The following is an 18,207-nucleotide window of genomic DNA, read 5'->3' on the forward strand; positions in this document are numbered from 1 at the left end:
ACAATCAATAGAACCTCTGTTCCCGTGGATGGGTTTGGTTTTGCGGCATGGTTAGTTGACCCCCTTTGCACCCTTTTCCTTTGAAGCCTCAGGGGTGGGGCTGGGCAATCTCTCTTCATCTCAGACGACACTATAGCATATCGCTGACCTCTGGAGAAGTCCCCGTTTGGGTGCGGGCCGGCGCTTGGCCAGCTTTTCCCAGGAGTTGGAAACCTGGAAAGTTGTGGATCGCCTACGAACTGCCCGACGTTTGGGTTTCCCGGGAGCGGTGTGTCATTTCCGGGTGCCGTGATGTCTTTGTATGCCGGGGAATGGACAAGGCCGATCATATGGGTGGGTTATTCTGAGTGATGATAGCTGGCCGGATGATACGGGGGGACAGGGAGGTAGCGGGCCTTACAGATGTGCAGATGAAGGGTCGGGTTTCCCGCCAGGACGCATACCAGGACTGCCCATCCTGGAAAGCCGGCGGCGCAGGAGGCGATTGTCGCCAAATACCAAATTCTGTAGAAAGGGGTGAACGACCATGTTGAAGTACTATCTGATGCTGAACAACTGGCTGAAGGGCGAAGAGGGTCAGGACGTCGTCGAATACGCGGTGCTGGTCATCTTCATCGCCCTGCTCGTCCTGGTGGGCGTAGGCCTCTTTGGGAGCCAGATGCGGGATATTTACAACCAGATTGCCGGCAAAGTGTCGTCCGGTTTGCAGTAAACATCACCGTATCGTTTTCCACGCCCAAGATAGGAGGGGTAAGGGCCCTGTGGGGGCTTTGGGCTCCCCGGGGCCCTTTTCGAAAGGTCAGGAAGGGCCCATGTTGAAGCATCGAGAGGGATTCCAGCATTCCGGGGAGCGCGGGCAGGATGTGGTGGAGTTTGCCTTAATTCTGCCCGTGCTTGTGCTTCTACTGCTGGGCATCATCGAGTTCGGCATGCTCTTCTACCATTACAACACGGTGGCGCTGGCTGCCCGGGATGGGGCCAGGGCCGGCGTGGTTCCTTCCGCCGGCGACGCACAGGTGTACAGCGCCGCCTTCAAAGCAGGCATCGGCCTCCAACTGAAATCCGAAAATGTCACGGTCCGCTGGACGCGCGATACCGTACAGGTAACGGTGTGGTACGATCACCACTTTTTGACCGCACCGATCATTGAGGCGATTGGTGGCAACCCAGTGATCCGTATACAGACAACCGCCACAATGCGCAGAGAATAGGACACATACGTATGGGACGCTTACGCGGATGCTTATGGTTGACAGCCGGTCTGGTGGTAGCACTGGTGGCCGGCGTGGTGGGCTTTGTGGTCCTGACCAGGGCCTCGACGCAGCGAGCCGGCGCCGAACAAGCCGCGGCGATGCCGGAAGTGGATGTAGTGGTGGCAAGCCGGGCGATAGCGGTGCGCTCGGTCCTCGCCGCCGAAGACCTCCAGCTTACGAAACTGCCGGTGAGCGCTGTGCCGGAGGGGGCGGTGAGCCGGCTGGAAGACGCGGTGGGGAAGATCACCATGGTGGATCTGTACGCCGGCGAAGTCATCCTCTCCCAGCGCCTCCTGGACCCCAATACGGTGACTGGTGATGGGCGTCTCGCGCTCTTTATCACCGAAGACGAGGTGCTGGTGGCCATCCCCGCCAATCAGCTCCTGAGCCAGGTCAATGTGCTCAAGCCAGGGGACCATGTGGACCTGCTGTTTTCGTTGGACGTCCCCGTTCGTACGGGCACTCAGGCCGCAGGTGAGGAGAAGCAGGTGACGTTTTCCCTGCTGCAAAATCTGACGATCGCGGCCATCATCCGCAGTGGGGCATCGGCTGAGAATCCACAGTCCGGGACCCCACAGGCGCTGTTGCTCACGGTGAATCCCCAGGAAGCACTGGTACTGAAATATATGATCGATGCCGGCGCGACTGCCGACGTCGTCCTGCGGGCTCCTGGTGTGGAAAGGCCCTTCCCCGTGGAACCGGTGGATATGGATTACGTGATAGACCAATATCGAATCCCCACGGGACCGGTGCGCTAGCGGAATGGGCCGCTACCAGCAAGGTAAATTTATCGGCTATGCAGGGAGGATATGTTGGCCAGCTTAGTTCCAGGGGAAACCCTTCAAGTTCTGCTCGTCAGTGCCCAGGAAGGGATGCGCGTCGAGGTCGGAAAAGCGCTGGCCGGCCGGGTTGGCGATTATCGGCTGCACTGGGTTTCACAGCCTGATCCGGCCCTCGTGCGGGCCATGGATGTCCTGCCCCATGTCATCCTGGTGGACGATGATCTGGGCGGCGTTAGTCCGGCGCATATAGTCAGCCAGATCGCCTCGCAGTTCCCAGAGACGGCTGTGCTGGTGCTGCTCGCCGACGATGCCATGGCGCTGGCGCGTGAGGTGGTGTTGGCCGGCGCGCGCGGGTTCATATCCAAACCGCTCAAGCCGGAGGAGTTGGTGACGGCGTTGCGCCAGGTATTGTCCAAGGTGACGGCGCCAGTGTCCGGACAGATGCCCGTCATCGCCGGCCGGGTTGTGGTGTTCTGCTCGCCCAAAGGGGGTACCGGACGCACCACGCTGGCTATCAATACTGCCATCACCCTGCGGGAGATCTCCAACCAGGACGTGGTGCTGGTGGATGCGGACTATGCGGCGCCGGCGGTGGATGTAGCGCTGAACATCAACTCCAGTGCCAATATCACGGCTTTACTGCCCAAGTTGGCGCGGCTGGACGCGGATTTGATCCAGCAGGTCCTGGCCACCCATAAATCGGGCATCCGGGTACTGCTGGCACCGCCGCCGGCAGACCTTTCCGCTTCCATTCCCCTGCCCGATGTCCAGCGAGTGCTGGTCTGGCTGAAGCGCATGTTCGCCTGGGTGGTTGTGGATCTGGGCCTGCCGCTGGACGAGACGGCATTTGGCTTTCTGGACGGCGCCGACCGTATTGTCATGTGCGTGCTGCCGGAGCTGGTGGGACTGCGCAACACGCGCCTGATGATCGAACAGTTTTACGAACGAGGCTATCCGCTACAGAAAGTGTGGTTGGTGCTGAACCGTGCCACGCTAAAAGGAGGGCTTTCCCAGCGGGACATTGGCGATCGCTTGCGCGTGTCCATCAAACATACCATCCCCGATGACCAGGCGCTGACCACATATGCCATTAACCGGGGGGTGCCCTTCGTGATGAGTCATCCGCGCAGTCCCCTGGCGCGTGCGGTCCGGGAACTGGCCCAGCAACTGGTGGCGGAGGTCTCCGCTCCTGCGCTGGAAGAAAGCCGGCAGGTCGGCAAAGGGGTTCCGAAATCACTGCGGAGCATTCCGTAACGGCGTGGTACATATCCATCCAATGGCCGCGACCCTGGGTTCGGAACAAAATGTGGTCGCATGGAAGAGGGGATAATCTATGGCTGGCGGCTCTTTAATTTTCAGTATTTTGCTCTCGCTCAGCGTACTGCTGGGCTTCATCGGGTTGTGGTTCCTTACCAGTGTCCGTGACCCGATTGAGGAGCGCATGCGCCAATATGGGGTGGCGCAGGAGCTTGCTGAGGAGGGCGAAGAGGCGGAGCCGCGCCGGCGGCGGGCCTGGACCGGCCTGACCCGCCTGTTGAGCGGCTTTGGGCTCGGTCCCAAATTGGCACGCTCCCTGATGCGCGCCGGCTTTCCCTTCACCGCCGCGGAATTCACGGTCATCATCCTGGCCGGCGCGGTGGTGGGGTTTACTGTGGGAACGCTGGCTATGGGATACACCCTGGGGCTGGTGCTGGGATTGGTAGGGCTTGCTCTGCCCCTCATGTATCTGCGGTACAAAGAGGGTCAGCGTGTGCGGGCCATTACATGGCAGTTGCCGGATGCCCTGACGCTGCTGGTTGGCGCACTGCGGGCCGGCCTGGGACTGTCCCAGGCCCTCCAGTTCCTGGTCGACAACCTGCCACCGCCCATCTCCACGGAATTTGCTTGGGTCACCCGGGCCATCTCTCTGGGGGCACCAGTGAACCAGGCACTGCGCGAGATGGCGGACCGGGTCGGCAGCGATGACGTGGCATTGGTCGTAACGGCTATCAACGTGCAGAGCGAAATGGGCGGGAACCTGGCGGAAACGCTGGAGACCATCAGCGAGACGGTGCGGGAGCGCATTCGCATGTTTCGACAGGTGCGCGTCCTGACCGCTCAGCAGCGTTTGAGCGGATACATCCTGACGGCGGCGCCCATTTTCCTGGCCTTCTGGCTGTTTGTCACGCAGCCGGACTATATTGGCCGGCTGTTCCAGCCCGGCTGGATCCGCCTGGTTCCCATCGGGGCGCTGGTGTTGCAGGTATTGGGATTCCTGACCATTCGCAAGATCATGAACATCGAGATATGAGTGAGACGATGGACCCAAACGTACTGAGCATCCTGCTGCTCCCTATCTTGAACTGGCCCGTATGGTCGCCCGTCGTCTTCTCCGTGCTCATCGGCCTGGCGGCCCTGTTCGTGTGAATGGCCTTCGCGCCGGCCTCCGTCAAACGCGGGGTACAAGAGCGTGTCGAGGGCTATCTCAAGCGCGAGAAGGTCTTGCGCGAACCGGAGATGCAGCAATCCTTCTTCAAGCGTGTCATCCTACCGGCCCTACGGGGGATCCTGCGCTTTCTCGGGAGGCTCATGCCCCAGCGGAATGTGGAGCTCACCCGGCAGATGCTTATTTATGCGGGACAGCCGGCGGGGTTGACCCCTCTGGACTATTATGGCCTGCAGTTGTTGATGATGATCGTGCCGGCGGGACTTTATTTTCTGGGAATGGGCCTGAAGCAACCCCTGATGCTCGCTCTGCGCAACACGCTCCTGATCAGCTTGCTCGGGTTCATGATCCCGCGGTTTTGGCTTCGACAGCGGGTGCGCCGGCGACAGCACGAGATCGCCCGGGCATTGCCCGATGCGCTGGACATGATGACCATCGGGGTAGAGGCCGGCCTGGCCTTTGAATCCGCTATGCTGCGGGTGGGGGAACAATGGCATAATGCCTTGACGCGCGAGCTGGAGCGGGTGGTCGCGGAAATGCGGGTGGGTACACCGCGTGACCTGGCGCTGAAACGCATGGTGGATCGGACAGGAGTGCCCGAGCTGGAGACGTTCGTGGCGGTGCTGGTGCAGTCCAGTCAGTTGGGTGTGCCCATATCGCAGGTATTGCATGCGCAGGCGGCGGAGATGCGGTTGAAGCGCCGGCAAAGAGCCGAGGAGCTGGCGCGCCAGGCCAGCGTCAAGATGGTCTTCCCACTCATCTTCTTCATCTTCCCAGCGATGATGGTGGTCATGTTGGGCCCGGCGATCCCCATTCTGGCGGAATTCCTGGCCAGTATGCGGGCCGGCATCATGAGCTTCCCAATGCCGTGAATTTCAATGCGTACACATGGATCGGAACATGGACATCTCAACGGACGAACGGTTTTCAGTGATCATCGAACATCCGCTGTACAAAAAAGGCATGGCTCATCTGCAGGCCGGGGAATGGCAGGAAGCCATTCAATGCTTTGAAACCCTGCTGGACCTGTACGGCATCAGCCAGCCGGTGCAGCATGCGCTGAATGAAGCGCGGTTCAAGGCGAAGTTCGACGAAGCTGCGCGCGTGCGACCGCGACAATGGTTCTTCCCCTGGCGCCAGGTGGCCATCGCAGGCCTGGCGATCATCATTGTGGCGTTCCTGGGCCTGCAGATCGTCCGGGTGTGGAACACGCAGGTGGTGCCGTTTCTGGCGCAGATGCAGGAGCAACAACGCATCAGCCGGCTGGCCGCCGAGGGCAAGGCGTTTCTGAACGCCGGCAGACTGGATGAAGCGCAGGCGCGCTATGAAGAGCTTCTTGCCCAGGTGCCCGATCATCCCGAGGCGCTGGCCGGCATCCAGCAGATCCAGCGCCAACGCGAGCTGGTGGCGCTATGTCAAGAGGCGGTGACCCGATACAAGGCGGGAGATTTGGCCGAGGCCCGTGAACTGTTCACGGAACTCACCTTTCGCTCGTCGGGCTATTGCGATGCCAACCGCTACATCGCGGAGATTAACCGACAATTGACCCTGACGGATTTGTGGAATGAGGCTGAGGCGCTGTACCAGAGCGGCGATTTCCAGGGGGCGGTGCAGCGGTATGAACAGATCAAAACCATGGATGTGAACTATCAGCGCGACCTGATTGCCGCGCGTCTCTATGATTGTTATTTCCAGCTCGGCAAGGCGCTGGTGGAAAAGGACCCGCCGGCGCCGGGCATGGTTCCCATGGCGCTGGATTATTTCGGACAGGCCCTGGCGTTGCGGCCGCGCGATCCGCAGGCCACCCTGGAACAGCGGCTGGCAAGCCTGTATTTGGCCGGCCAGCAGGCCTACCTGGAAGGACGTTGGGATGCCGCCGCCGATGCGCTGGGCACCATCTATGCCCAACGTCCCAACTACCTGCATGGCGCATACATCGAGATGCTCTACGATGCCTATATCCGTAGCGGCGACCTGCATCGCGATCAACAGGATTACCATTACGCGTGGGAACAGTACCAAAAGGCCTCCATGCTGCCTGTCGGGGAACCAGTGGTAGCTCGGGCCCGCATGGAAGCCGTTCAGCCTATGCTGACGCCCACGCCCACTCCTACCGCCACCGGCACGCCGACCCCGGTCCCGACGCCAACGCCCATCCCATCCCCGACACCCACCGTGGTGCTGGCTACACTGCATAACAAGATCGTCTTCTGGGCGGATAAGGAGGGGCAGACCGGCTTCTGGATGATGAATCCCGACGGCACTGGCCGGCGCTATCTCGGCAATGACCCGAAATTGCGCAAGCAGTTCGATGAGCTGTGGGAAAGCGAGAGGCGCTCACCGGACGGACGATTCCGTGTCTACGTCACGAAGGACAAGGGTGATCCGGCGCCCATGGTCTACATTCAGGGAGAGGTGGATCAGTGGGGCAAGGCACCGACATGGAAGGTGACCAAGGACTTTACAAAGGTGTCGTATGACCCCGTCTGGGCGCCGGATGGAAGCCGCATCGCCTTTGTCAGCCAACAGCGCACCAGCGACGACATCTGGATCATCTACCCGGATGGAAGCGATCCGCGCAACCTCACACCGAACGATTGGGAATGGGACAAGCATCCTTCCTGGTCGCCGGATAGCACGCGGATTGTCTTCTGGTCCAACCGGACCGGAGTGAAACAGATTTACATCATTGACGTGAATGGTCAGAATCTTCGCCGGCTCAGCGAAACTACCTGGGACGAATACGATCCAATATGGGTGAAGTGAAATGGTAAACTTCTCGCGCAATCCCAATCCCGCTTCCAGACCAGTGACCCCTCCTACACAGGTACGCAAGGATGAGAATGAGCGCAACCGCGCCATTCGGGAGAAGGTGCACCGCCGGCTCCTGGCGGAACTGAGCCCGACCATTCGGACCGATGACGTGGAAGAGGTCCGCCGCGCTCTGGAGCGCATCTTTGATCAGACGCTCACCGAAGAGCGGATACCGCTCAGCCGGCTGGAACGGGCCGAGCTGTTCGAACAGGTGGTGGCCGATATCCTGGGCTATGGGCCACTGCAGGCATTGTTGGAGGATGAGTCCATAACAGAAATCCTGGTGAATGGGCCGGACCAGGTCTTCATCGAACGCGATGGGAAATTGGAGGAGACCAACCTGCGCTTCCGGGATACCGAGGACCTGATGCGCATCATCGAGCGGATCGTGTCACCGCTGGGCCGGCGCGTCGATGAGAGCAGTCCCATGGTGGACGCACGCCTGCCCGATGGCTCCCGCGTCAATGTCATCATCCCGCCCCTGACCCTCAACGGTCCCTGCATCAGCATCCGCAAGTTCGCCAAGGCGGTATATTCCATGGACGACCTGCTGCGTATCAACACGCTCACCAAAGAGATGGCGGAATTCCTGAAGGCGTGCGTCCTGGCAAGGTTGAATATCGTCATTTCCGGTGGAACCTCCACCGGCAAAACCACCCTGCTGAACGTGCTGTCGAGCTTCCTGCCCAATAACGAACGCATCATCACCATCGAGGACGCGGCTGAGCTACAGCTTCAACAGCGCCATGTGGTGCGGCTGGAGGCGCGACCCCCCAACGTCGAAGGGCGCGGCGAGGTAACCATTCGCCAGCTCGTTATTAATGCGCTGCGCATGCGTCCGGACCGCATTGTGGTAGGTGAAGTGCGCGGCGGTGAGGCATTGGATATGCTGCAGGCCATGAACACCGGCCATGACGGCTCGCTGACCACGGTGCACTCCAACTCCCCGCGGGACACCCTGCATCGCGTGGAGACCATGGTGTTGATGGCCGGCATGGACCTCCCCCTGCGTGCCATTCGCGAACAGATTGCCTCCGCATTCGATCTGGTGGTGCACCTGGACCGCCTGAGCGACGGAAGCCGCAAAGTGGTGCGGGTGACCGAGGTGCAGGGCATGGAGGGAGATGTCATCGTCATGCAGGACATCTTCCAGTTTGTCCAGACGGGTGTCTATGGCAACCGGGTGGAAGGCTATTTCACCGCGACCGGCGTCCGCCCCAAGTTCATGGACAAAGTGGAGGCCGCCGGCATCTTCCTGGATCCAGGCATCTTTGCGCCGGCCAAACATAAGGAACGACGTTAGGAGTAGTGCCTTGGAAAGCTCGGTGGAGATCAAAAGGGCAACAGACCAGCACGAAGGCATCATCCGTCCGGTCTCGCTGGCCCAGGTGATGGATGAGGTCGAAAGTGCGGTGGCCGCCGGCCATCTGGAGCACCTGCGCCCATTTCCGACCGGCTTTCTCCCGCTGGATGATGTGCTCAATGGAGGACTTCGGCGCGGCGAACTGCTCATCATCGGCGGACCGACGGGCGTGGGGAAGACCATCTGGGGCCTGCAGGTCGCCCGCAATTTCGTCTGCCAGGATGCCGGCGCCGCCGCCTTATATGTATGTTACGAACACAGCGAATCCCATCTCCTGTCGCGCTTGCTGTGCCTGGAAAGCGCCGAAATGGGCTACAAAGATGACGCGCTGACCATGCGCCGGCTTACCGACTTTTCCCTGCATGCCGCGCCGGGCGTGGGACTCATGGGGATGCTCCGGCGGGTGCCGCGCTATGCGGCGGTCCTGGACCGGGTCGCATCCTATGCCGGCCGGCTCCTCGTCGTCAGTGCCAGCGGCCGCAACTCAACCCTGGACGAGGTTCAACGTTGGACGGAACAGGCGCTGGAAACGGCCTCGACCAAACTGATCTTGGTAGTGGATTATCTGCAGAAGATCCCGGTGCCGCGGGCGGTCTTGGAAGAGGAGAGCGAGGTAACCGTTTTTCTCGCCCATGGGCTGAAGGAATTGGCGAAGGCGTTGAACATTCCCGTCATCGCCGTGGCCGCGGCTGACCGCCCGGGCCTGAAGTCCAAGCGCATGCGCTTCGCCGATCTGCGGGGAAGCTCTGCCCTGCAGTACGAGGCAGATATCGGCCTTATTCTCAACAACAAGTACGCCATCCTCAGCCGGGAACATCTCATCTACAACCCTCTGCAGGCCGAGGCCATGCGCAATTGGGTGGTCATCAGCGTGGAGAAGAACCGCGCCGGCGTGAGCGCGGTGGACATGGAGTACGCCCTCGACGCCGCCCACTTTCGCATCGTTCCCACCGGCAACTTTGTCCGAGAGCGTTTGGTGGACGAGAAAGTGATCCTGGAATAGGCCGGATCGGCACGGGTAACGCCGCTTCTGTATGGATGGGATGGGAGAGCGGCATATATGGCCGAGCTATTGGCTGCCGGCGGGATCGTGGAACAAGGTTCTGTGGCCTTATATCTCAGCGAGATGCTGCCGCAGGACCATATCGTCGTCGCCAATGCCGTGGTCTTCCAGCACCCTCTCGATGCCGTCATCATCAGTCCCAAGGGTCTGGCGCTATGCCAGGCGGTGGATTGGGAGGCTATCGCGAGGCTGTCCTCGCGCGCGCCGGCAACCGGGGGCGGGGACACCCGCTCTCGCCACCTGGCCGCCGGCGCCCAACGGGCCATCCAGGCCATGCGAGCATTTTTGCAGGATGAGTTTCCGGAGCTCCAACCCGTCATTCGCCACTTTCATGTGGTCAGCATTCCCAAAGCGGAGTTCCCGGAATGGAAGGCCCTGGAACCCACTGGTTTGAGACAGGAAACACTTGCGGAGACCCTTATGGCAGACGAACTGGCGCCAGACGCAACCCTGGTCGATGAGGAAGCCCGCGCGGCTCTAGGAGAAGCACTGCAACAGCGCCGGCTGGCTCGCTCCCAGCGCGCTCCCAAGCCTTTCATCTTCCGCTCCGGAGGTCCCTTTGGCACGCGCACCCGGGCCTGGAGTATCCGCTCCCTGGTGCGGCATCTGGACCGCCATCCGGACGACGGCGTCCATTACCTCAGCAACGGCACCCTGGAAAAATGGCTGGAAGAGGTTGGGGCGCCCCATCTGGCGGAATTGGCCCGCTCGGCGGTACGGGACTCTCCCACCGATTACCGCCAGGCGCTGGAACTCTTTCTGGTCGGCACCGGCCTGGTGACGCGCCGGCGTCCCACTGTGCGGCCCAAACAGGTTGACCTGGGCTATATCGTGGCCGGCGACAGTGCTTCCGCGATCGTCCGCCTGCATCGCAAAGGCGGATACTGCTTCGGCGAACTTCGGACCAGCCATCCGTGGGCACAGGTGGAGCCCAAATCGTTCCAGGGGGAGCCCTGCCGGGCGCTGGTGACGGTCAACACGTCGAGCCTGCTGATCGATTCCGAACCCTATCAAGCCCGCATCATCGTGAGTTCTCGCGCCATGCCGGAAGCCGTGGAAATACCGGTGCGCTTCCGCGTGGTGCCCCAGCCCTCGTTGTTTCAGCGGGTCATCATGCGGCCGGCCGGCGGGCTCCTGCTCGCCGGCGCGCTGGGTGCCGGCATCGGCCTGCTGATGGTGCTGGCCGGCGTCTGGCCGGGCATGATGCCCTCCGCGCCGGCCGCGTTCGGCCCATATGCCGCCGGCGCAGTCATCGGGGGATTGCTGTGGGCCATCTGCGGCATCATCTGGGGCGCGCTGTTCCCACTGGCTTGGCCCTTCCTATATGCCCTGCCGCGCCTGCTGGCGCAGGTTCTCTTCTGGACGCTGGCGCTGACTCTTATCGCCTTGGCCGGCCATGGGCTGGCATACTGGCGGCTGGGCATGCCGTTGCCCCCGCTGGGCGGACTGCTGATCTCGGCAGTGCTGTACGGCCTGATGCTGGCCATCGTGCCGGCCGTCATCAGCGAGCTGGCGAGAGGCCGGCGCACCGTTCGCCTGAGGCCGGAGAAAGCCGGCCGCGCCAGACGCTGGGCCTTGCTGGCCATCGCATTGATGCTCCTGTTCGCCGCAGTCCTCCTCCTGCCCCAGGCGGTGGAGAGCGTCCAGCGGAACGTGCAGGTCCAGAATGTATGGGCATCCGCACAAGAAAGGATGGCAAACTTTTGGGAGCGCCTGAACAGCGAAGTGGACGAGCTGTTGCGCCAGTATTATTTACGCATTTATGACCGCCGTGCGCCGTAAACATGATCCTGCTATAAACGTGACCTTCACCAGGTTGGTGATTGTCGCCGGGAAGGAGAGTGATGGATGAAGAAGTCGGAACGTGGGGCCAATTTGCTGGAAATGGCCATTGTGACGCCTGTTCTGCTTCTCCTGCTGGCCGGCGTGGTGGACTTGGGCCGGGCGTTCTATTCCTATATTGTCATCGCCAATGCCGCTCGCGAGGGTGCGCGTGTTGCCTCCCGCCTGCCGTGCTACCCGGATAGCAGTGCTCAGCGGGCCGCCCTGCACAATGAGATCATCAGCGCTGCCCTGCAGGAAGCGGCCAACAGCGGCATTCAGCTATATCCTGGCAATGTGATGATTGACCCGGATCCGCTGGCACAGTGCGCCGGCAGTGGAAACCCCATCAGCGTGACAGTGTCGTACCAGCACCACACCTGGCTAATGAGCATCACGGGCATCGGGGATTTCGTGCTATCGAGCACTACCCGGATGGTGGTCTTTGGAAACGATCAGTTGTGAGCGGGAAAAGGCCGGCACATACCCGCAACGGTATATGCCGCGAAAGGAGGGGAAATGAACCTGTTCACCCGCCAAAGAGGACAGACTCTGGTATGGGTGGCGTTTGCCCTGCTGGGGCTTTTGTTGGTCATCGGTCTGGCGATTGATTTCGGCCTGGTCTGGACGGAACGCCGGCATATGCAGAACGCCGCCGACGCCGGCGCATTGGCCGGCGCACGCGAACTATGCCTGGGCAACAGCGAATCGGCCGCCCGCCAGAAGGCCTTTGAATATGCCGTGACCCGCAATCACCGCCCGTACGCCCAGGAAGCGACCATCACGGTCGGAAGCAACACCGTTACCGTGGTCGCCATCGAACGCGTCGAGGTGTTTTTTGGGGGCATTTTCGGCATTCCCACCGTGACTGTCAGCGCGGACGCCACTGCCGCGTGTGGTAGGGTCACCAGTGCCTGTGGCCTATGGCCGGTGGCGTTCGACATCGACCGATGGAGATACCTGGTTCAGGCCTCCCGCTGTAATCAACCCTTTTATGTCTGGGACGACGACCAGATCGTGGACTGCGAGACCTATGACTGCGATCTGAATAACGATGGGTATGACGATGTGGTGGTGGGGGGCGACCGCGGCTGGCTGGACCTGTCGGGGGTGCCAGGGCTTTACGACCATGTGTGTCTCCAGCCTGGATGCGGAGAAAGCGAGCTGGAATGTTGGATCCGGAGCAATTCCGGGGCGAGGATTGAGCTGCCGGCGTGCATTTCCGGGGACTCCGGCGTGAAGGCCGGCGCCAAGGATGGCGTCAACGCGCGCGCCGGCGATACCGTGGCCGTGCCGCTGTTCGAATCGGTCGGATGCACCAATCCCTCGGGCAACTGCCCCGGCGGCCTGACCTATTGGATCACCGCTGTGGGATGCATCCAGGTGGTCGGCTGGGACCAGAACGTGCGCCTGGACCCCATTGAGCTTCCCACGCCCACCCCGCCGCCTCCGGGCACGGTTGAGCCAACGCCAACCAAACAGCCGCGCAATCCCATCATCGGCAAGGCCATCGTCGCCATCATGGACTGCAGTGGCTCGTGCATGAGCAACTGCGGCGGGACATCCGGAGAGCCGGGCGAGAGCTGGGAATACCGGGCGGTGAGCCTGATCAAGTAGCGTATATCTCGCATCAACTCACGTCAGGATGGTACCCGCCGGCGGCAGTCAAGGCGCTCCATGGCCTATACCCCGTATCTCTCGCTGGGCGTGCCGGCACCCTCCCTCCTGGCCGGCGGATAGGCACAGATGTCCCGCAGGAAGCACTCCTCGCAGTGCGGCCGGCGCGCCGTGCATACCTGCCGGCCGTGTCGTATCAAGTTAATGTGGAAGGGATAATAGCGCGCCGGCGGCACCAGCTTCTCGACGATGTCCTGCACCTTTTCTGCTGTGGCGCGCGCCGGCGCCAGCCCCAGCCGGCGCGTCACCCGATGCACATGCGTGTCCACGGGGAAAGCCGGCATGCCCAGGGAAAAGAGCAAGACAATGGAAGCGGTCTTCGGCCCCACCCCGTGGATGCCCATCAGCCACCGTCGGGCCTCCTCCACCGGCAGTTGACGCAGGAAATCGAGCTCCAGACTTCCTCTCTGCTGGTAAATGTGCTCTAATGCGGCTTTGATGCGCGGGGCGCGCTGGGGCGCCAGGCCGGCCGGCCGGATGGCCTCCTCGATCGCCTCGACGGGGGCCTGCCGCACCGCCTCCCAGGTGGGGAAGCGCTCCCGCAGGCGCCGGTAGGCATGGTCGCGGTTGGCGTCGTTTGTGTTCTGGCTGAGAATGGTGTTGACGATTTGCGAGATCGGGTCCATGGCCGGCGCCGGCCCGGGATCGCCGTAATGCTCCAACAGCCGGCGGTCCACCTCGTTCGCCAGCGCCGCCAGCTCTTCCCAAGGCATATCCGTCATGGCTGTGTGTCGTCCCCCTGCGGGTCAATGGGTTCGAACTCGATGTCGATGCGCGCCCGCTCGTTCAGCGTCAGGCCCATATGGGCCACGCCGACGCTGTCCAGGGTGACCTGGCGCTTGCGGCCGTTGACGCGCGCCGCGCTGATCTTCAACGCCGGCGGGAAGGTGAACCACACCTCGCCGAACTGCGAGCCGGGCTTCTCCAGCAGGATGGTCAGGCGCCGGCGGCCGTCCTCCTCCTGCGTCCGCTCCACCCCTGCGACCTCGCCCAACGTCTGGGCAACGTGGAAGGTGGTGGTCAGGATATCCGGCTCGTCCGAGACGGGCTTGAAGAGCAGGACTACCGTCTCATGGGGCAGATGGCGTTCCATGGTCAGCGTTCCCTGGCTGATGCCCAGATAACGCCGCGGCCAGTAGTGGAAGACGTGGTAACTGCCGGCCGGCAGTCCCATGGCCTGCAGGTCTATTTCGGTGGTCTGGATGCGGTCCTCCCAGTTGATGACCGCCACCACCAGCCATTCCCCCCAGGGCCGGCGCACCGGCAGGGCCAGGCACTGCGGAAGCTCATGTTCGAACAGGTCCAGCGGCACGGCGGAGAGACCTGTGGGCGGCAGTATCTGCTGGAGATACTTGAGCCGGCCCTTGCGCAGAGTCGGCAGGTTGTCGCTGGAAATGGTCAACCCGCCCAACAGGGCCACCACGCTGGCCAGGGTGCGGATTTCGCCCAGCGCCAGATCGGACTGGTCATCCCGATCGCGCAGGAGGACGCAGTCCGGGTCGTTCAGCCACAGCCGGCCGTGCGTGAAGTAGCGGGTGATGCTGTTGCGCAGGGCGTTTTCCGCGGCCGGCATGGAGAGGTCCGGCCAAAAGGGATGCCAATTGGCGGCCACATCCGGCCCCACCCGCATGCCGTCAGCCAATCCGATGCAGGGGCCCAACGGCGCGCCGCAGGCCAGCAGGAAGGCGTCATCCCCGATGGCCTGGCGGATGGCGGCCAGGCCGCGCCGCAGGAGCTGGGCGCGAGTGAGATGGGGGTCATGGCGCCGGCCGGGTGCACAGCCGGCGAAAAGGAAGTCCACCTTGAAGAGGTCGACCCCCCATTCCTCCCGCATGGTGCGGAAGGTAGAGGCCAGCCATTCGAGGACCTCCGGCCGGCTCAGGTCCAGGGCGTAGATATCCCGGCCGAAGTGCTGCCAGCCGACGACGGGCTGGCCCTGCTCATCCTGCACGACCCAATCGGGGTGTGTCCGAAAGGTCTCCGATTCCGGGTCCAGGCCGAAAGGTGCCAGCCATATGCCGGCGCGCCGGCCTCCCTCGCGAATGGCGCGCGCCAGGCCGGCCATGTCCTGGAAACGCTCCGGGTGTGGGGTCAGCCAGTCGCCGATGGCGCGCTGGTAGCCGTCGTCAATGAGGACGTAATCCAGCGGCAGGTTCTCGCGCCCCAGCTCGGCCAGGTTGTCCAGCACGTCCTGCTGGGTGTTCTCGCCGAAGAAGTAATACCAGGTGCACCAGCCGGTGGGGATATGGGCCGGCTGACGCGCATCCATCAGCTCGCCCAGGCGCGCGGCGTAGCGCTCGAGCAGGGGGAGCGGCTCGCGGCCGGCGGCGATGACCAGGCGCTCCGATGGCAGGGTCTCGCCCGGCTCCAACGGGATGCCGTCGGTATGGCAGATGACCCGCAGGCCGTGGAAGGCCTCGGCGTCGGCGTGCAGGCGGATCTCGGCGAGCTGGTCGGCCGTGGTGACGAAGCCCAGGAGCAGGGCGCCGGCGCCGCGGGTGCGCCGGCCGCCGCGAGCGCTGATCATAATGAACCATTCACTGCTGATTTCTCCGCCGGCGTCGGGATTCCCATGCGGCAGATGATAGCGGGCGTACTGTTCGCTGTCGGGCACGGTGTGGATGGAGCCGTTCAGTCGGCGGGCGAAGGCCGGCGACCAGGACTGCCAGCCGTTCTGGTACACGCTCCAGCGCCGGGGGGCCGCGCCCAGGTTCAGCCGGCCGCCGGCGCCGGCGTTCATCTCCAGCACGTTCAGCCGCTCCACCTGCACGGGCAGGGTGCCCAGGTTGCGGGCTTCCAGCCACATCTCGAGCTGGTCGGCCAGCCGCACGCGGCAGGTCAGCAGGACGTGCTCATCCGCCTGACTGATTTCCAGCCCATCTGGCTCGACCTTATAGGCGAAGGCGCCCGGGGTAAAGGCAAGCTGCCGGCGCTCGCCGGCGACGGTGTAGGTCAGGGAGGCGGAGAAGTTCGCCAGAACTGCCTCACCCTCGAACACGAAGTCCAGCTTGCCCGTCCGAGGGTGAAAGATGAGATGCTCGTGCAGGAAAAGGCTTTCGTCCGTCGGGGACATGGAAGCGCTCCTTTGCGGTGTGGGGCCAGTGGATGCGGGGGAAATGCCGGCGGGCGGCGCCAGGGAGACAGCCGGCTCGCGAGGGTGCAGTCGGCGCGAGCGCAGGTCCGCCAGGAGCCGGCGGTAGTATGCCGCGCTCCACTGGAGGAAGGCACAGAAGCTATTCAGCCAGCCGCTGACGTGGGCCAACCACTGCCTCAACGTCCTGCTCCCGATAGGTGCTGGATGCCGGCGCATGCCGCGTCACTGCTCTCGGCCGCCCATCTCGTGCCCGCCGGTGAGGGGCACAAAGATGACCCCGGTGATATTGCGGGTGATGATCTTCTCCCCTTCTTTCTTCACCAACCACAGCGTTTGATAGCCGCCCGGCGGCCCAACAGGAATGACCATCCGCCCGCCGTCCTTCAACTGTGCGATGAGCGGCGGGGGGATATGGTCCGGGGCGGCGGTGACGATGATGGCGTCGAAGGGCGCGTGCTCCTCCCAGCCATAATAGCCGTCGCCGTGCTTGACACGAATGTTGGTGTAGCCCAGGCGCTTCAACCGCTTCTCGGCCTGCTCCGCCAGTTCCTTGATAATCTCCACGGTGTAGACCTCTTTGCACAGTTCAGCGAGGATGGCGGCCTGGTAGCCGGAGCCGGTGCCGATCTCCAGCACCTTATCGGTCGGGCGAAGCTCCAGAAGCTGGGTCATCAGCGCCACGATATAGGGCTGGGAGATGGTCTGGCCGTAACCGATGGGGAGCGGGTGGTCGGCGTACGCCTGACTGCGGTATTCCTCTGGGACGAACTCATGGCGCGGCACGCGCTCCATGGCGGCCAGCACGTCCTTGTCGGTGATGTCCCGTCCCATGAGTTGGAATTTGACCATATTCGCTCTCTCTTCCGCGTAGTGGTCGGCCGCCGGCCCAGCAGTTGTCTCAGCCGGCGGTGCAGTCCGCGGGTAGACCCGCCAGATGAGCCAGGTCAGCGCCACGATGACCAGGCAGGCCGCGGCCAGCACCCCGATCAGCCGGCGGGTGGACCATCGAGAACCCTGGCGAGCCATGGCACCTCTATACCGGTATACCCAGTAAACACGAATCGAGAGCGCCTATCGTGATGAGCGCATCGGAGATGATATCCGCCAACACCGCCTGTCCCTGCGCGGTCAGATGGACGCCGTCCGAGCCCAGGATATCCTCCCAATGGATAAGCTGGAACAGTTGCTCGATGTCAATCAGCCCGACACCGGTCTGGCCGGCCACACTGCGCACGATGGCGTTATAATGCCGCAGGATATCCTCTTGCCTCTGACGCCAGTTCTCGTCTTCCAGGAACGTCGGCCGCACCGGATGAGTGGTCAGCAGGAAAATCTGGCTGGAGGTGGCGCGCCGGAGGCGGCGGACCATGGACATCAGCGCGGCGCGAAAAGCCGGCGGCGAGATACGCGGGGCCGGCTCCGGCGGGGAATCCCAATCGAGGGGAGGACGATGCCGGATGCCCTCCACAAGCCGGCGCAGGCGACAGCGGGCAGTGCGGTAGATATGCGAGCTGTGCAGGAGCCGGCCCATGCCCTTGGGCAGAAGTTCCTTCTCGAGCCAAGCGTCCTGCGGCCGGCGGCGCAGGTTGGCGTCGTTCAGCCCGAAGGAGACCAGCGTGATATGCGGCTGGTAGCGGATGACATCGCGCTGGAGCCGCTGAAGCCCATGCAGGGAGGTGTTGCCCGGGATGCCGGCGTTGATCACCACCACATCCTGGCGGTTGGCATATGTCTGCAGATGCCGCTGGACCAGATATGGGAAGGTCTGCTCTTCCGGGAGTTCCATGCCGTGGACGATGGAATCGCCCAGCACCACCATACGCCATTTCCGCCACAGCTCTGGATCGGAGAGTTGCCGGCGTGTTTCGGACCGGAGCTGGCTGTCATCCTGCACCGACGAGCGCCGGTGCCGCAC

At 62.8% G+C, this 18,207-nt stretch carries 16 protein-coding genes; 12 read left to right on the top strand and 4 right to left on the bottom strand.

Annotation, left to right across the window (positions count from 1 at the left end; genetic code table 11):
• The first annotated feature begins 526 nt into the window (after nucleotides 1-526).
• From H5T60_02430 to H5T60_02485, 12 genes are all read left to right on the top strand, one after another.
• Nucleotides 527-712, top strand: coding sequence for a hypothetical protein (locus tag H5T60_02430; protein ID MBC7241286.1), 186 nt, complete (start codon nucleotides 527-529; stop codon nucleotides 710-712).
• A 100-nt stretch (nucleotides 713-812) separates the two neighbouring features.
• Complete coding sequence (locus tag H5T60_02435; GenBank protein MBC7241287.1) at nucleotides 813-1,211, top strand: pilus assembly protein; 399 nt, start codon at nucleotides 813-815, stop codon at nucleotides 1,209-1,211.
• An 11-nt stretch (nucleotides 1,212-1,222) separates the two neighbouring features.
• Nucleotides 1,223-2,011, top strand: coding sequence for a Flp pilus assembly protein CpaB (cpaB, locus tag H5T60_02440; protein ID MBC7241288.1), 789 nt, complete (start codon nucleotides 1,223-1,225; stop codon nucleotides 2,009-2,011).
• A gap of 54 nt (nucleotides 2,012-2,065) precedes the next feature.
• On the top strand, nucleotides 2,066-3,289 hold the full coding sequence (locus tag H5T60_02445; GenBank protein ID MBC7241289.1) for a response regulator: 1,224 nt from the start codon (nucleotides 2,066-2,068) through the stop codon (nucleotides 3,287-3,289).
• Between the two features lie 79 nt (nucleotides 3,290-3,368).
• Nucleotides 3,369-4,325 carry a type II secretion system F family protein gene (locus tag H5T60_02450; GenBank protein MBC7241290.1) on the top strand — a complete coding sequence of 319 codons (957 nt, stop codon included), beginning with the start codon at nucleotides 3,369-3,371 and terminating at the stop codon, nucleotides 4,323-4,325.
• 116 nt (nucleotides 4,326-4,441) lie between these two features.
• Nucleotides 4,442-5,332, top strand: coding sequence for a type II secretion system F family protein (locus tag H5T60_02455; protein ID MBC7241291.1), 891 nt, complete (start codon nucleotides 4,442-4,444; stop codon nucleotides 5,330-5,332).
• A 28-nt stretch (nucleotides 5,333-5,360) separates the two neighbouring features.
• Nucleotides 5,361-7,226 (top strand): PD40 domain-containing protein, encoded by a 1,866-nt coding sequence (locus tag H5T60_02460; protein ID MBC7241292.1) that lies wholly within the window; start codon nucleotides 5,361-5,363, stop codon nucleotides 7,224-7,226.
• A 1-nt stretch (nucleotide 7,227) separates the two neighbouring features.
• Nucleotides 7,228-8,577, top strand: a complete 1,350-nt coding sequence (locus H5T60_02465) for a CpaF family protein (GenBank protein ID MBC7241293.1) — start codon at nucleotides 7,228-7,230, stop codon at nucleotides 8,575-8,577.
• Nucleotides 8,578-8,587: 10 nt separating this feature from the next.
• Entirely contained in the window at nucleotides 8,588-9,640 is a 1,053-nt protein-coding gene (locus H5T60_02470) for a helicase DnaB (GenBank protein ID MBC7241294.1), read from the top strand.
• 87 nt (nucleotides 9,641-9,727) lie between these two features.
• Nucleotides 9,728-11,482 carry a hypothetical protein gene (locus tag H5T60_02475; protein MBC7241295.1) on the top strand — a complete coding sequence of 585 codons (1,755 nt, stop codon included), beginning with the start codon at nucleotides 9,728-9,730 and terminating at the stop codon, nucleotides 11,480-11,482.
• Nucleotides 11,483-11,548: 66 nt separating this feature from the next.
• Nucleotides 11,549-11,986, top strand: coding sequence for a pilus assembly protein (locus tag H5T60_02480; GenBank protein MBC7241296.1), 438 nt, complete (start codon nucleotides 11,549-11,551; stop codon nucleotides 11,984-11,986).
• Nucleotides 11,987-12,040: 54 nt separating this feature from the next.
• On the top strand, nucleotides 12,041-13,138 hold the full coding sequence (locus H5T60_02485) for a hypothetical protein (protein MBC7241297.1): 1,098 nt from the start codon (nucleotides 12,041-12,043) through the stop codon (nucleotides 13,136-13,138).
• 65 nt (nucleotides 13,139-13,203) lie between these two features.
• Here the strand turns inward: H5T60_02485 and H5T60_02490 are convergent, their stop codons facing one another.
• The 4 genes from H5T60_02490 to H5T60_02505 all read right to left on the bottom strand — a co-directional run.
• Entirely contained in the window at nucleotides 13,204-13,920 is a 717-nt protein-coding gene (locus H5T60_02490) for an endonuclease III (GenBank protein ID MBC7241298.1), read from the bottom strand.
• Nucleotides 13,917-16,472: a glycosyl hydrolase gene (locus H5T60_02495; protein MBC7241299.1), complete on the bottom strand. Its 2,556-nt coding sequence runs from the start codon at nucleotides 16,470-16,472 to the stop codon at nucleotides 13,917-13,919. The genes H5T60_02490 and H5T60_02495 overlap by 4 nt, the downstream gene beginning before the upstream one ends.
• Nucleotides 16,473-16,514: 42 nt before the next feature.
• Nucleotides 16,515-17,141, bottom strand: a complete 627-nt coding sequence (locus H5T60_02500) for a protein-L-isoaspartate(D-aspartate) O-methyltransferase (GenBank protein ID MBC7241300.1) — start codon at nucleotides 17,139-17,141, stop codon at nucleotides 16,515-16,517.
• Nucleotides 17,142-17,325: 184 nt separating this feature from the next.
• Nucleotides 17,326-18,207, bottom strand: an 882-nt coding sequence (locus tag H5T60_02505) for an SGNH/GDSL hydrolase family protein (GenBank protein ID MBC7241301.1), incomplete at its 5' end; no start/stop codon positions are given.

The sequence above is a fragment of the Anaerolineae bacterium genome (assembly GCA_014360855.1).
Lineage (GTDB): Bacteria > Chloroflexota > Anaerolineae > JACIWP01 > JACIWP01 > JACIWP01.

Excerpts from the sequence above, each read along its gene's own strand:
- H5T60_02490 (MBC7241298.1), bottom strand. The coding sequence starts at position 13,920 with ATGACGGATATGCCTTGGGAAGAGCTGGCGGCGCTGGCGAACGAGGTG.
- H5T60_02435 (MBC7241287.1), top strand. The coding sequence starts at position 813 with ATGTTGAAGCATCGAGAGGGATTCCAGCATTCCGGGGAGCGCGGGCAG.
- H5T60_02500 (MBC7241300.1), bottom strand. The coding sequence starts at position 17,141 with ATGGTCAAATTCCAACTCATGGGACGGGACATCACCGACAAGGACGTG.
- H5T60_02450 (MBC7241290.1), top strand. The coding sequence starts at position 3,369 with ATGGCTGGCGGCTCTTTAATTTTCAGTATTTTGCTCTCGCTCAGCGTA.
- H5T60_02480 (MBC7241296.1), top strand. The coding sequence starts at position 11,549 with ATGAAGAAGTCGGAACGTGGGGCCAATTTGCTGGAAATGGCCATTGTG.
- H5T60_02460 (MBC7241292.1), top strand. The coding sequence starts at position 5,361 with ATGGACATCTCAACGGACGAACGGTTTTCAGTGATCATCGAACATCCG.
- H5T60_02430 (MBC7241286.1), top strand. The coding sequence starts at position 527 with ATGTTGAAGTACTATCTGATGCTGAACAACTGGCTGAAGGGCGAAGAG.
- H5T60_02465 (MBC7241293.1), top strand. The coding sequence starts at position 7,228 with ATGGTAAACTTCTCGCGCAATCCCAATCCCGCTTCCAGACCAGTGACC.
- H5T60_02485 (MBC7241297.1), top strand. The coding sequence starts at position 12,041 with ATGAACCTGTTCACCCGCCAAAGAGGACAGACTCTGGTATGGGTGGCG.
- cpaB (MBC7241288.1), top strand. The coding sequence starts at position 1,223 with ATGGGACGCTTACGCGGATGCTTATGGTTGACAGCCGGTCTGGTGGTA.
- H5T60_02455 (MBC7241291.1), top strand. The coding sequence starts at position 4,442 with ATGGCCTTCGCGCCGGCCTCCGTCAAACGCGGGGTACAAGAGCGTGTC.